The 15,228-nt window shown below is 56.8% G+C and carries 9 protein-coding genes; 6 read left to right on the forward strand and 3 right to left on the reverse strand.

Annotated elements, in window-relative coordinates:
• Positions 1–264 precede the first annotated feature (264 nt).
• Positions 265–3,864 carry a flavoprotein gene (locus ACR0LL_RS13030; RefSeq protein ID WP_480587351.1) on the forward strand — a complete coding sequence of 1,200 codons (3,600 nt, stop codon included), beginning with the start codon at positions 265–267 and terminating at the stop codon, positions 3,862–3,864.
• Here ACR0LL_RS13030 and ACR0LL_RS13035 read toward each other — a convergent pair.
• From ACR0LL_RS13035 to ACR0LL_RS13045, 3 genes are all read right to left on the reverse strand, one after another.
• Complete coding sequence (locus ACR0LL_RS13035) at positions 3,861–5,024, reverse strand: hypothetical protein (protein WP_480587354.1); 1,164 nt, start codon at positions 5,022–5,024, stop codon at positions 3,861–3,863. The genes ACR0LL_RS13030 and ACR0LL_RS13035 overlap by 4 nt on opposite strands.
• Positions 5,021–8,320 carry an ATP-binding protein gene (locus ACR0LL_RS13040; protein ID WP_480587357.1) on the reverse strand — a complete coding sequence of 1,100 codons (3,300 nt, stop codon included), beginning with the start codon at positions 8,318–8,320 and terminating at the stop codon, positions 5,021–5,023. The genes ACR0LL_RS13035 and ACR0LL_RS13040 overlap by 4 nt, the downstream gene beginning before the upstream one ends.
• A gap of 96 nt (positions 8,321–8,416) precedes the next feature.
• On the reverse strand, positions 8,417–9,322 hold the full coding sequence (locus tag ACR0LL_RS13045) for a LysR family transcriptional regulator (protein ID WP_480587360.1): 906 nt from the start codon (positions 9,320–9,322) through the stop codon (positions 8,417–8,419).
• 103 nt (positions 9,323–9,425) lie between these two features.
• On the opposite strand from ACR0LL_RS13045, the gene ACR0LL_RS13050 reads away from it, so the two are divergent.
• Genes ACR0LL_RS13050 through ACR0LL_RS13070 form a run of 5 tightly spaced genes read left to right on the forward strand, consistent with a single transcriptional unit; the run spans position 9,426 to position 15,192 of the window.
• Positions 9,426–10,868 carry an aldehyde dehydrogenase family protein gene (locus ACR0LL_RS13050; RefSeq protein WP_480587363.1) on the forward strand — a complete coding sequence of 481 codons (1,443 nt, stop codon included), beginning with the start codon at positions 9,426–9,428 and terminating at the stop codon, positions 10,866–10,868.
• Positions 10,868–11,842 (forward strand): membrane dipeptidase, encoded by a 975-nt coding sequence (locus ACR0LL_RS13055; RefSeq protein WP_480587366.1) that lies wholly within the window; start codon positions 10,868–10,870, stop codon positions 11,840–11,842. Before ACR0LL_RS13050 ends, ACR0LL_RS13055 begins: the two co-directional genes overlap by 1 nt.
• A 4-nt stretch (positions 11,843–11,846) precedes the next feature.
• The gene (locus ACR0LL_RS13060; RefSeq protein ID WP_480587369.1) at positions 11,847–13,535 is read left to right on the forward strand and encodes a hypothetical protein; all 1,689 of its coding nucleotides are present in this window, start codon (positions 11,847–11,849) and stop codon (positions 13,533–13,535) included.
• Positions 13,532–14,161, forward strand: coding sequence for a DUF3726 domain-containing protein (locus ACR0LL_RS13065; protein ID WP_480587372.1), 630 nt, complete (start codon positions 13,532–13,534; stop codon positions 14,159–14,161). Before ACR0LL_RS13060 ends, ACR0LL_RS13065 begins: the two co-directional genes overlap by 4 nt.
• Positions 14,162–14,172: 11 nt before the next feature.
• A complete protein-coding gene (locus tag ACR0LL_RS13070) occupies positions 14,173–15,192 on the forward strand; it encodes an Ldh family oxidoreductase (protein WP_480587375.1) in 1,020 nt (339 codons plus the stop codon).
• Positions 15,193–15,228 lie beyond the last annotated feature (36 nt).

The raw sequence follows: 15,228 nt of genomic DNA on the forward strand, positions 1-15,228 counted from the left end.
GGTGCACCGCATATTTGCCTGCCGGAGCGGGCCGCCTAAACCCAACATCACTGCCATCGTGATTTTTATTCAAAAATCGGATACTGTGCAGCCAATTGGGCCAATTTGCTTATACTTTTTCTTTGGCAGGGCGGCTCTGGCCAGTGAAAGGCAAAAACAGACCCGCCCTTAACTCAGAATGACGGGTATCTGCACATCGCAAAACCCGAAAGCCCCGGCTGGCCGCACTTAGACATTTGAAACGCAACTCCGGGGGGAACAGTTGTGCTTATAGATCAAATTGAAACGTCCAGATCATATATCCCAAATGACGCAGACTGGAAGCTGATATACAAGGTTCTGCCGGGCGAGGCCAAGATTGCCGACCCGTCAGTTATTAACCCTCATTTCGAATGTATCGAGGTGACCGACAACACGGTTCTGCCAGCAAGCGGCATGTATGTTGTTCTGCGCGGTGTGGTTCAGTTGCGGCAGAATGGAAATCCTTTGGCCAGCGCGGATGTCGGTGACTATTTCTATGAAGAGCACCTTCAGATATCGGACATTCCCGTCAGCCTCGAAGCGCTTGCGCTGGACGGATCGCGGCTGGCTTTTCTGTCCAGCGAGAACTGGCGTCAGATACCAGAGGAAATCCGGCAACCCTGCTTCGCCACGATGTTCGGCGATCTGGTCAGTGTTCAATTGCAGAATTTCCAGCAGCCGATCAATTGTTGCAGCGTGACGGCTGCCGCCCTCAGCATGTCCGCGTTGGGCTTCAGTTGCGAAGTGAACGACATTTTCCGTGAATGCGCGCTGCCTTCGTCTTTCGTCGTCAATGACGGTATCTCACTGGGTGAGCTGTTTGACGTCGCGTGTACCTACATTCATTCGCAGGGCCTGCGGGACAGGGTTCAGGTTCAGGCCTATTTCATGGACGAGGACACGACAAACGTGCAGCTGTTGCTGGATGCGATTGACGAGTCCAACCGGCTGGGTGGTGACAACGATATTCTGGTGGCGAATTTTCAGGTCGGCGTCGCCCATGGCAAAGCGAATATGCCGGGCGGGCATTTTGCCGTCATCGCCAAGTGCAACCCAAGCACTGGGCTGGTGCACATGATGGACGTACATCCTGAAAAATACGGCAAGCTTTGGGTTACAACCGCAGACCGGCTTTGGAAGGCGATGTCGGACCGTGATGGAACCTCGATGCGGTCGCGTGGCATTTTGCGCTTCTCGGCGCGTGCCGCGGTCAAGACGCATCTGAAGACATTCAAGCAACGATGCAACTATGTCGACAGTACACTCTATCTGGCAAAAGACCCAAAGAAACGGCGCAACCTGTTCCGCCGCGCCACTCCGAACATGAACTCCTTGGGTGTTTTGGTGGAAAGCCTCGCCATTCACGGCGACGACAAGGTGGACGAAGACGAGCTGCTGCGGGCCACCGAAGCCTCTTTCACGGATGTTGTCTCACGGGTGGCCACGGCCGCGGACATGCACGACATGGCCCAGAAATACCTGAACGGGTCCGAAAACGTGCACTTGAGCAGTTCACTTCGCAGTTTCGGAACGCGCGAGGACACATCGATCGATACCCCCGAAGACTGGTTCAAGATGCAACTTCAGGGCCTGGACGCCATTACGGACCGTCACCTGATGATCAATATCGACTTTAATCGGGTCACCGGGATCGAAGCCATCCGCCCACCAGTAAACGTTTACCGGGAAACCGCGTTGCTCGAAGAATTCTGGTGCCTCTGTATCGCATATGATGAAGCAACCGACCTTGTGACGATCGTCGACATGAGCCCCGCAACGTCACAGGTCTGGCAAGCCCCTCGCGGCAACATCTTCCGCGGCCTGCGCGATCTGGAAAACCCGGCGTTGCTGGTGATCGAAACGGTTGAGCCGCCCGAAGACCCCGGAGATGTCGCCAGCATTATCCGGAACAACCCTATGGTTCTGTTTTATGAAGATGAAGACCCGTGGTCCTACATGCTCAGAAGTGTTCTTTCGAACATCGGTGCGACCAGCGTAAAGCAGGTGGATGTGGGCGGTCGCGACCCCAACGCGATAAAGATGCGACGTCAGCTGATATCTTTAGGTGAAAAACCCAAAGTTCCCTACCTGTTTTTCCAAGGCCAGTGCATCAGCAAAGGCGAAAAGCTGGAAGACATTGTGGACATGATCAAGGCGGGTCACCTTCAGGACCGCATGATCGAAGCGGGTCTTCCCGTTTCCAAGCTTGAAGAGACACCCAGCCTGAACAAGAACATGTTCGGCTATCCCAAAGGTGTGATGAACCAGGTAAGCAGCGGCAAACGCAACGTGCTGCTTTGTGCCTGCGGATCATCAGCGGCAGACAAGATACCCGAACTGGTTGAGCGCATCGTCGACGCCGGACACAATGTCAAACTGATCCCTTCCACTTCGGCCGAAAAGTTCTTTCGGGACTTCGGCGCTGAACGGATCGACGCCAAGATCACCCATAACGACTATTACCGCGACGATGATGAATGGAACTTCCGTTACATGGAATTCGACATGCCGGTGCGAGCGTCTCATCTGGCGCTATGCGACTGGGCCGATTGCGTGATCGTCGCTCCTATCACCTGCAACACCATGGGCAAAGTGGCAAACGGGATCGCCGATAACCTTCTGACCTCGGTCTTTGTGGCATGGCAGTACCAGAAGAAGCCCGTGATCCTGTGCCCGGCCTGTAACACGAATATGTGGAACAACATCACCACCCAGAACAATGTCGCAAGACTTAAGACACTGGGCATTGATTTCATAGGTCCCCGGGAAGGCCGGCTGTCAAACGGTCGGATGGGGATTGGCATGATGGCCACACCTGACCAGATCATGGAGGCACTGGGCGAGGCATTCGAAGAACTGGACGACCAAAAATACCGTGTGTGCAAATGGGCCCGAGAGGCTGCCGCCGCTGATGATATCAATGAATGGAAACGTGTGTTCCGCGCCATCGATGAAGGTGTCGTGGGCATCAATATCGTGGACGAGGCCCACGGCGATTCATTGCTGCATTATGCGGCTGGTGGCGAAGGAGAATTGAACGAAGGCGGTCACGATCTGGGCAAGCCAGACTATGAAGCGGCACAGGATTTGATTGACCGCGATATCGACGTCAATATCGTCAACGACCACGGTTTCACGGCATTGCATGTGGCTGTGATGAACAAAGCCCCAAGGATGGTCGACATCCTGTTGCGCGCCAAAGGCATGGATGCAACCTCATGCATTGAATTTGTTCAGGGCATGGATATCACACCCGAAATCCGGACCATGCTGGATGCTTGGGCGCGGGATCACAATCTTACGATAAAAGATGCGGAACAGGGACGTGACGAAACCTTTATTGCCGTTCAGGAACCCACCTATCTGTATTTCACATACGGCTCCCTGAAACAGGGGTTCCCGAACCATGAGGCTCACAGCCGGGTCTTGAATGACTTTGTCGGGCCTGCCCGCACGCGTCAACCAATGCCGCTGATCGTTCCAAATGAACCCTTCTGCGACAATCCGAATTGTGGCTTCCTGCACCGAATGGCGACCCTTGTCGATCAGCAGGGCATGGGCAAACAAGTAGGCGGAGAGGTTTACCGGGTGACGGAATCGGGCCTGCACGAACTGGACAAACTGGAAGGTTATCATGGTCCGGGCTCACCCAAGAACGTCTATATCCGCAAAAAGATCAACGTGATCGTGGATGGGGTGATGAAACCCGCTTACGCGTATGTGATTGCCGAGCCTGAAAAGTACATGCAAAACTGGCGTGACGGCAAATCCGAAGTCATCAGCGACTACACGCTGGATATGGCGCAGGGTGAACCCAAGCCCGGATTTGAGCCAGCAATCTAGTTTTCCGCTGTGGTGACTGGTGGCGGTTCCAGGCTTTCCTTGGAACTGAGATTATAGGCCGTGATCACCACCATACACAGCAGCACGAACGGCCAGAACCCGGCCTTGGGAATAAGGTTGTCCCGATAGTGGATAATTCGAAACGACGACTCTACGTCAGACGCAAACAGGTACGTATTGACCGAAACTGCCAGCAGCATGAAGTACATAAGGAAAAAGAACGACTCCATGTAAATCACGGGAGAGCCCGCGAACCCTTCGCGCAACTGCACATGGGCCAGCAGGATCACGAAAAACAGAACCGAGCAGGTTCCGATCACGCTGGAGGTGCTGAAGTCATGCCGATCGGCGAGCCCCTCACGGCGCGTGATGGTCATCAGCGCCCCGAACAGCAGCATTGTCACGACAAGCAGCGGGACCATGTGCACGATAAACGCGTTTGCGAAATTGCGTTTGATGACGAAGTTATAATGTAGCTCGGGCATGATGGTTTGATAGGCGTTCTGTGCGATGCCCAACGTCGTATCCAGGTTTGACAGCTTATAGTCGAAATATGTGTTCTCACGTTCCCACGTGCCCATCACGATCTGACTGTCGATGCCGAAAATATCATCCGGCCCGGTCGCGGTATAAGCCTCAAGGTCGGGAACCAGCGCAACATTGATGTCAAAAGATGCAGGCCAGAAGCGCACCCAGACCGTCTTGTGATCAAAGGGGTAACGGGTGTAGTCAAAGCTCTGACGAAGGGTTTGTTCAAAGTACCACCCGATCAGTAGGCCATCCTTTTGCGGTAGCCGATAGGCCTCTTCGATCAGACCATTTGCTGTATCGACCGCTTCGGGCAGAAGGAAACCGAACTCACCTTCGGCTGGGCGGATCCTGTCATGTTCACCGTCGATGTAGTGCTGCCAGATGTAGCCAGTGACCTGAACATCGCTGGCACCAAGAAAGCTGAACGATTTGATGAAGATCCCCGTTTTGACGCGGTAATCTGGTGCCGAGCCCAGCTCACCCAGAAAGGCATCCACTGATGCCTGATCCGGAAGCTGCGTTGGGTCGCCCTCAAAATGGTTCAAGTCGATCCAAAGCCTGAGCAACAGACCGGCCAGCCCAAGGGTCAACAAGCCAGAAATCAGCCACACCTTTCTTTCGACGCTCATTCAGCCTCCTGCCGTGTCACCTGATCAACCAGAAACCCCACTGAACCCAGAAGGGATTGCGTGATACCCATAGCGGTAAACTGCGTTGTCAGATCGGCGTACCCCCCGTGTTGTTTGGGCGGAGTGTTTTGCTGTCCGCTTTCAGCCAGCAGGCGTGTTTGACGAATGGACAGATCGACCATTGGCAAAGGCTCGGAGGTCGTGAAGGCTGCAAGCCCATCCGCATATTCAAGAGCTGAGTCCCAATCGCCGCGCGCCAGCATGACGGCGCAGGCGTCCGAGTAAAAATGCAAGTGGCTGTGCCCCACACATCCCTCGGCAATGATTTCAGACCCCAGGTTTAACAAGCGCATTTGCTCATCAGGGTTTGTCTCGGCCATTGCCAGAGCCGACAGAGCTTTGGGTCCTACAAAGTTCCGCCCATGTTCAAGCGCGATTTCAACCGCGCGACGACCGGCCGTACGCGCGCGGTCTGACTGTCCGGCATAAACCTGTGTTCGCGCCAGATGTTCAAGGGCCTGCGCCTCGAGTCTTTTTGCCCCGACGCGTTCCGCAATTTCAGCTGAAACACTGAAAGCGTCCAGCGCCTGATCGAGGTTGCCCAGAAAGGTCTCGGCCACGCCCAGGCAGGTCTGTGCAACGCATTCCGGAACAAAGGCAAAGTACTTTTGCGAGACTTCAATAGCCTCGATGGCATCCGCCTTGCCCTGTGCGACCTCCCCGGTGTAGCTGCGCGCCACGCTTAGATTGTGCAGATTGGCAGCCAGATCGCGGACCAGCCCTTTTTCGCGCGCCCGCTCAACAGCCTGCGTGTAAAAGCCTGTCGCTGTCTTCATGGTGGCTTTCATGAAGTTTGCATCACCAAATCCGCTTAGCGCCCCTACCTCAAGGCGGGCAGAGCCAAGTTTGCGGGCAAGCGTCAGGGCGCGTTCATTGGCGCTTAGCGCTTCCTTGTCCCGACCCAGTGGGAAATAGACATTACCGCGCACGTAGTTGATCTGAGCCACATCCCGCTCTGACCCGCAACGCTCGGCGGCGGATTCAGCCAGATCGAGCGCCTCTAGCGCGTCCTGATACAGGCTGGCTTGCCGCGCAGCCTGCGCAAGCCCGATATGCGCGCGGCTTATTTGCTCATCGGTTTCGGCAACACGGGCAGCTTCCCGAAATTCACGCAGTGCGTCGCCGGACAGACCCTGAAGCCTGTGCGTTTCAGCCCGTGCGCAAAGCAGATCGAACCGGACACCTGCAGGGGACGGCAGTTCCAGGGCACGTTCGATCAATGGGCTGGCATCGTCGAACCTGAAGGCCTGGATCAGTTTGTCCGCCGCTTCCAAATACGCCTGTGCGGCGTTATTCGCCCCTGCCCGGTCCAAATGTTGTGCGCACAAGGTCGCATCGCGATCCTCGAACCACTTGGCGGCCTGCCTGTGCAGGCGCGCACGCTCGGATTTGACCAACGTTGCATAGGATCCATCTCTGATCAGCGCGTGGGCAAACATGAGGTCAGGCCCCGCCTCTCGGACCAGCGCGGATCGGATCAGGTTGGTCGTATCCAGATGCCCTTCACCCAGAATAAAGTTCAGCACTTCTGCAGAGAACCGTTGCCCCAGTACCGATGCTGCCTGAATGGCGGAGCGGCTGGTTCGATCCAGTGCATCCAGTCGGGACTGAACGATCCCCTGAATACTGCCAGGCACGCTTTGCTGTGTAAGCACATCCGTATTGCGCAACAACTGCTCAAGAAACAGCGGATTGCCCCCGGCGCGTTTGACGCAGGTGTCCAGCAACTCGGGGTCGATGGCCGTGAATTCTTCGACCAACAGTCTGGCCTGTTCCTCGCCCATCGGCGCCAGTTCCATCTTGGATACCAGCGCGCCATCGGTTGCCATTTGCCAATCCCGGTCAATCGGGTCGCCTTCGGCCCGGCTGGTCATCATCAACACGCAAGGGATATCCCGCGTTGCCGCCGCAATATGAGAGCAGATCATCAGGGTCTCGGGCGAAGCCCAGTGGATGTCCTCGATCTGGATCAGCAGGGGGGCTTCCTGGCTGCAGGCCGACAGCAACTCTTCAATGACCTGCCGCCGTCCGCGCAGGCGGGTCTTGTTGTCCATCACCGCAAACACCTCGGCCAGTCCCGAATCCTGCTCCAGTTCAAGCAGCGCATTGAGGTGCGCGGCGTTCGGCGGGCTGACCCAGCCCCTGGCGATTGTCTCCCTGGCCGCTGCGGCACCCGTTTCCGCGCCGTCTGACGGGCCAAGACCCAGAATGCTGCGGGCGACCATCTGAATGGCCGAATGCCCTTCGCGCGCGCCGAAATCCATCACGACGCCGTTGTGGATCGTGTAGGACTGGCCGGATGCCAGTTCAGCGACTTGCTCGGACAAATGGGTTTTCCCGATCCCGGGCTCACCCAGAATCACATGGACTTCACCCTTGCCGTGGCGTTTGCATCGGTCGAATGTGGCCGAGAACACCGACAGCTCCCGCTCGCGCCCGATGAATTTGTGACGCCGTGTGCGAATGTTCCGGGCCAATCGATCCAGACGCCAAACTTCGACGGGATCATTCAGCCCTTTGATGGCCTTCACACCAATGGATTCGCCCACGAAAAGCGGCCCCAATGCGCGCTGAATGTCATGTGAAACCAGTGTCTCACCCCCAGCGGAAATATCCGTAAGGCGGGACGCCAGATTCACCCCATCCCCTGTAACGGTGTATTCCGTATGCGACTGACTTCCGGTCGTACTGGCAATGACCTGACCTGACGCAATACCGATGTGGCAGGAAAGCGGCGGCGACAAGGTCGGTAGAACTGCATGTATCTCGGCAGCAGCACGCGCCGCCCTTTCGGTGTCATTGGTATGCGAAATCGGCGCTCCAAAAACGGCCATGACCGCATCACCGATATGCTTGTCTATTCGACCACCATACTTTTCGACGACATTGTCCACTTTGCTGAAGAATTGATTCAGCAGCGCATGCAGATCTTCTGCATCCAGCTCGCTGGATAGTTTCGTGAATGCGGTCAGATCGGCAAACATCACTGTAACCTGTCGGCGCGCGGGCTCGAGCTGCGCGGCAGGTTCAGGCTCTACTGATGTTTGGCTGGCATCAATCTGTTCAATGGCGCGCAGTAGCCGCCGCCGATCACCGACGGCCGTCACCCCGATTTCGATCAAATCCTCGGCCGTCAAATCAGGCAGGATGGAGAAATCGATTTTGTTGTCTGCGAAGGCCTGCGCGTACTCGTTTAATCCAATTGCGCTCAGCCAGCCCCTCAGGTCCTGAGACATGTTGCCCCTCTGAAGTCCCCCGCTTCATCCTGGAACCTAGCATGTGCACCGCTTCGAGTCTGCTAGAACCAAATTAATTTGTGATTTTGAGCAGGGTTAATCCGGTACTCGTTCTTGTACCAAGCCAGCATTTCCAAAACCGCTCGTCAGGACATACGAACAGCACGTCTGGGTGATCTCGCGAAAGCGGGCTCTTTCCCGGCGGTAAAGATATACCTCTCGCTTGTCTGGCAAATCTGAAATCGGGCGAAAGGCGACCGCATCCGGGATGAATTGCGCGACGGTCTGCGGCAGGACCGTGATCCACTCGCCTGCCCTGACCGTTGTGATCAGCGAGTGCGTGTTGTGAATGGTGACCTCAGCCCGGTCCAGAATCTTTTTGAACGAGGAGGATTCAATAATGTCGCACAAGGCGTTTCGCACGAAGGGTGCCGCCATCAGGTCACAGATTTCGGGCGGTTTGGCCCGTGTCATAAGCGGATGATCGGATGCTGCAACCAGTCCAAAACGATCCTGAAAAAGCGGCTCGGCACTGACCCCATTCAGGGGATGATGGCCAGATGCAATGCCGATATCCGCCTTGTCCCCGGCGACGGCGTCCAGAACCTGTTGCGAATCCCCGTCTCGCAACTCGATCTTCAACCCCGGAAAGCGTGATGTCATATGTCCCAGCAAGGCGGGAAAGACCAAGGCCCCCACCGACGGCACGGATACGATACGGATCAACCCATGTTCCGCCTGCGCCGCCATTTCTATATTCTGAACAGTCTGATCAAAATCGCGCACCTGTTTGAGAGCAAGGTCCAGAACCTGCTGACCCAGCGGCGACAGGTGATTTTTCCGTTCACCTTCAAACAGTTTCTTGCCCAGATGATCTTCAAACTGCTTCAGCATCATTGAGACGGCGGATTGTGTCCGACCCAGACGGCTGGCAGCCTCGGCAAGGTTTCCGGTTTGGGCCACGGTACAAAAACACCGCAGCATCTCGACTTTCATCGCCATACTTCAAACTTTCTGAAGTTTCCTAAAGTTATTTGAGTTTGACTGATGTTAGCCGAAAGTTCCATCCTGACCCAAATCGAAATTTGCGAATTTGGGGCCTGACGTGACCAAACTGAACCTGATTGCCGGCGAATGGCTGGCGGGCGAAAGCGAAATTGAAAACCGCAATCCTTCGGATCTAAGCGATCTGGTTGGCATGTTCACACAGGCCAGCGCCGATCAGCTTGATGCGACGCTGGATCAGGCGCGCGTCGCGCAGGCCGAATGGGCTGCCTACGGGCTGGAGCGGAAACAGGCCGTCCTGAACGCCATCGGCAACGAGTTGATGGCCCGCGCCGAAGAGCTGGGTACATTGCTGAGCCGCGAAGAAGGCAAGCCGCTGGCCGAAGGCAAGGGTGAGGTTTACCGGGCCGGTCAGTTCTTCACATATTACGCCGCCGAGTGCCTGCGCCAGATCGGTGAGAACGCCGATTCCGTACGCCCCGATATCGAGGTGGATGTGCGCCGCGAAGCTGTTGGCGTTGTCGCAATCATCAGCCCGTGGAACTTCCCCACTGCAACGGCCTCGTGGAAGATTGCCCCGGCGCTGTGCTATGGCAACGCGGTTGTGTGGAAACCTGCCAACATCACCCCCGCCTCGGCTGTGGCCCTGACTGAAATCATCGAACGGCAGGATATTCCGAAAGGTCTGTTCAGCCTTGTGATGGGCTCGGGCCGTTCGGTCGGGCAACGTCTGGTGGAAAGCCCCAAGGTCAATGCGATTTCCTTCACCGGATCGGTGCCCGTGGGCAAAGGCATCGCCGCCGCAGCAATCCAGAACCTGTCCAAGGTTCAGATGGAAATGGGATCCAAAAACGCGCTGGCGGTGATGGACGACGCCGATCTGGATCTGGCAGTGACGCTGGCACTGGGCGGGGCCTTTGGCGGGACCGGTCAGAAATGCACCGCCTCGTCGCGGCTGGTGGTTCACGCGGGCATCCACGATGCCTTTGTCGAGAAACTGGTTGCCGGTGCGCAGGCAATGAAAGTGGGTCACGCACTGGAAGCAGGCGTGCAGATGGGTCCCGTTGTCAGCCAGCAGCAGTTGAATGAAAACCTCGCCTATGTCGATCTGGGCAAGTCCGAAGGGGCCGAGCTGGCCTGTGGCGGTCAGCGCCTGGAGATGCCTCATGACGGGTTCTACATGTCGCCGGGCGTGTTCCTGAACACCACCAACGACATGCGCATCAACCGCGAAGAAATGTTTGCGCCCCTGACATCCGTCATCAAGGTCGGCAGCTATGACGAGGCGCTGAGTGTGGTCAACGACACCAATTTCGGCCTGACCTCGGGCATCGTGACCAAATCGCTGGCCCGCGCCACCCATTTCCGCCGCAACGCGCGCACAGGCGTGGTGACGGTCAACCTGCCCACCGCTGGCACCGATTACCACGTGCCTTTCGGTGGCCGGGGCGACAGCTCGTATGGTCCACGCGAACAGGGTAAGGCAGCGGCTGAATTCTATACGACGGTCAAAACCGCCTATATCAGCGCAGGCCCGGTCTGATGCGGATCGATGGGCTGCAATACGCCAATTGGTCGGAAAAGATCTTTCGGCAATTGCGCGAAGGGCGCGTGGACGCGATCCACGTCACCATCTCCTATCATGAGAATTTCCGCGAAACGGTTCTGAATTTCGAGAAATGGAACCGTTGGTTCGAGCAATATCCGGATCTGATCATGAAAGGCCGGTGGGCCAGTGATATCGACACAGCCCGTGAAACAGGCCGGACCGCCGTGTTTTTCGGGTTTCAGAACCCGTCGCCCATCGAAGACGACATCGGGCTGGTTGAAATCCTGCACGATCTGGGCGCGCGGTTCATGCAACTGACCTATAACAACCAATCCCTGCTGGCGACCGGTTGTTATGAGGCCGAAGACACCGGCATCACCCGAATGGGCAAACAGGTGATCAAAGAGATGAACCGCGTGGGCCTTGTGGTGGACATGAGCCATTCGGCTGACCGGTCAACAATCGAGGCGGCTGAACTCTCAGACAGGCCCATCGCAATCACGCATGCCAATCCGCACGAATGGTCCCCGGCCTTGCGCAACAAGCGAGATGATGTCATCCGCGCCGTGACGGAAAACGGTGGGATTCTAGGTTTTTCGGTCTACCCTCACCACCTGAAGGACAAGTCTGACTGCACGCTGGGAAGCTTTTGCGAGATGATCGCCCGCACTGCGGACAAATACGGGGCCGAACATCTGGGGATCGGCACTGACCTGTGCCAGGATCAGCCTGACAGTATCGTTGAATGGATGCGTGTAGGGCGGTGGACAAAAGAAATCGACTATGGCGAAGGCTCGGCCTCGGCTCCAGGGTTTCCACCAATGCCGGGCTGGTTTCAGGACAACCGAGACTTTGGAAACATCGAACAAGGGTTACGCGCGACCGGCCTGAACGATGACGAAGTGGCCGGGATCATGGGCAGGAACTGGTATCGGTTCTTTGCCGAGAACTTCGTCCCACAAAGGTAGCCAAATGGAACCACACGCGCAGACAGAGATCGCCAGACGTGACCCCGCTACGGTCATGCGGCTGTCACGGCTGGGATCATTGCATCAATGCCGGCTCAGCTTTATGCGGCAACTGACACGCCGCATGGCCGATGAAAACTGGAGCTTTTCGCGACCTGCGTTCGAAATTGACGACAAAGGTGTCGGCCATGCGGTCTATACCGCACAAGGCCCCGATCGCGCCTATTCGCTGGTTGCATTTGCCCATGACCTGCCTGCCGATCAACGGTCAGACCGGGTTATTGCCGAAGCCTGGGACGCCACCTTTGCGCTGTTCGATGGTATCCCGACGCCAGAAGACATTGATCGGCTGTCGCGGAACGTACCGCTGCAAGAGGCAGGGCGTGTCAGCGAAACCGAATTGTCACTGTCACGCGCCAACCGTTCCGTGCGACTCTGGGCTCATGTGGTGGATCGTCTGGCTGCGGGCCAACAACCGGACCTGGAACAGATTTATCAGGTCGGCTATCTGATGAGGACCACGGCTGTTTACGGGTCGGGCAAATTCGGCGCTGCGGATCGTGAGAAAACGGCGGACCGGGATGAGGTCAGCGGTCCCTTCCAGATCGAAATGATGTCGGTGTACCTGACCCGGGTTTTTGTACGCGATCTGGTGCAATATATGGCGCAGACCAAAGGTGGGGATCAAACCGCCGAGCTTGATCCTGAAATCGCACGCTGGCTGGGCATCGGAAATTCCACGGGACTGGGAATGGCGCCGTTCATCGTGAACCATCCCGTTCTGTTCAACAACTGGATCATGGCGCGGGAAGAGGCCATCTCGCGCGTGCGGTCAATTAAGACAGCGACCGAAAAAGACGCGCGCGTCTTTCGCGACGTATTCGCGCGCAGCAAACAGTCAATCGCGTGGTGGCAATCCGAACATCCGATACAGGTGGAAAAACTCGCTGCGCTAAAGGACGACCTGAATTCGATCGACGTATTTCTGGCTACAGACGACCTGACACGAGACCATCCGTGGGATCGCATGATCCGATGGTCGGAAACCGCGCTCAGCGAAGAAGGCCAGGAGTTGCTGGCCTCGCTGATCCTTGAGCCTTACGGAGATGTCGTGGATGGGCTGTCCAGCTGCATGGCGGACACAAACACGGCTGCACAGGTTATTGATGGAACAATGCCGGTGTCAGGGGTGCGTACCTTGATCCGGAACAGTTTTGAGTGGGCGCTGGATCTTGATTGGAGTGATCCGAAAAACTGCGCGCGCGCCTGGTACGTTTCCGAAGAGAAACTTGAACCCCGACTGGGTGAACGGTTTGAAGAACCAATTGCGGACTATGAACAACCGCTCGCGCCCGCGCGTGATGCGGCGATGGCATTCAGGGCTCTGCAAGACTGGCCGGATGATGCGCCGATAGCAGAGTTTCTTTTGCGCCACCCCGAGCACCGCCACACCGTGCGCCGCGCCCAAATCAGCCGTATCGCGCCATATGGTGAGATCCATGACAACACAATCGGCGCGAAAGTGATGCCCATCGATATGTTGCGCGCAAAGCTGTCATTCTTTGGCGCGACGCATTTCGACCCTCGTTCAGATCGCTGGGTCCGCATCTGCATGTATGCCGGCGCCCCCTACCCTGATGAGCTAAATACCGTGAACGCAGATTTGTGGGTTTATCCGGAGGTTGCACAATGACTTTTTCATTGAACGAAGTCGAAGCAACCGCCAAACGCGCAACCCGCGGGGCCGGATATGCCTGGGGCGTGGCGGAAGAGGCTGCGAAGGCCACCCGTTGGCTAAGCGCGCAAGGGTTCGACGGGCCCGCTATTCTGGCCCAACTGCTCAAACGTGAATATGCGCCCTGTCTGGAACGCCACATTCCTGTGCTTCAGAACGGAGTATGGGTTGGCGAACAAGACCTGTGCCCCCTGATGACCGGAGCTGTGATATCGGATTCCCCGACCGTCCTGTCCCAAGGCACCATTGCGATTTCAAATCTCGCAGCACCGCTACTGTTGCTGCCCTTTGTCGCTGCGGGGGCCAAAAAGCTGGGAACGACAGTAGAAGTGGCCTTCGACGGGTATTCTGCGACAACTGATGGTGTTCATCTAAGCTGTGCAGACAGCAATTTGGACCGCGCTGATCATGTTGAGATTGCTGAGGGCGGCCACATTCAAAACGGTCGCCCCCTGCTAAGCCGTGCCGCCCCAAATGCAGAGGCGTGGCAGATCCTCAACTCCATGGCGCACCGTACATATGCCCCTGCAACTGAAGAATCCCGACTGCTTGGCGCTGGTTCCGGCCTGTCGGACAATGACTGAAGGATCATCAGATGACCGAAACCCAAACCCTGTCGCTTGCCGAAATCGAAAAGCTGTCCTTCACCGCGTTGGTTGCCGCTGGCACAAGTGAAGAAAACGCGCGCCCTCTGGCCGTGGCCACTGCGGCAACCGAAGCGGATGGGGTGGCCAGTCATGGTCTGGCTTATATCCCGATCTACTGTGAACACGTACAATGCGGTAAAGTCGACGGTCAGGCAGTACCGACGCTGGAAACCCCGCGCCCCGGCCTTATCCGCGTAGACGCTGCGACCGGGTTCGCACATGCAGCCATTGAAATGGGCTTTGATGCATTGATCCCGGCGGCTCGTGAACAGGGCATCGCGGCCCTTGCGATCACCAACAGCTACAATTGCGGTGTGTTGGGTTATCACACGTATCGACTGGCGCAGGCGGGTCTGGTTGGTCTTGGATTCACCAATGCACCTGCATCCATTGCACCTTCGGGTGGATCGAAGCCCGTTGTCGGCACCAACCCGTTCTCTGTTGCGGTACCGGGTCCAGACGGGCAACCCGCCTTGCTGATTGATCAGAGCGCCAGCACCATCGCCAAAAGCGAAGTGATGAAACACGCCAGAGAAGGCAAGGCCATCCCGGTCGGCTGGGCACTGGACCCGGACGGAAACCCGACAACAGACCCGAATGTCGGTCTGAAAGGAAGCATGGCCCCATCCGGCGGGTACAAAGGTGTGGGTATCGCTTTGCTGACTGAAATCATGGCGGCCGCTTTGACAGGATCTACTCTTGGGCTGCATGCCTCTCCGTTCTCAGGGACAGTCGGGGGTCCACCGAAAACCGGGCAGTTCTTCATCGCTATTGACCCAGTGGTTTCGTCAAATGGGCTTTTTTCAACCGCAATATCGGATCTGGTCGCGTCGATCAGAGATCAGGACGGCGCGCACCTGCCCGGAGATGGGCGCCGTGCATGTCGCCTTGCCGCAGGTCAAAAAGGTGTCGCCGTCAACACTGCTACATTGGCCAGGATTGACGCGATAATTCAGGAAAACAGTTAAGAGCAGCCACCAGACCGGGCGGATGTGGTGGCCGCT

The organism is Ruegeria sp. AI2 (assembly GCF_056541275.1).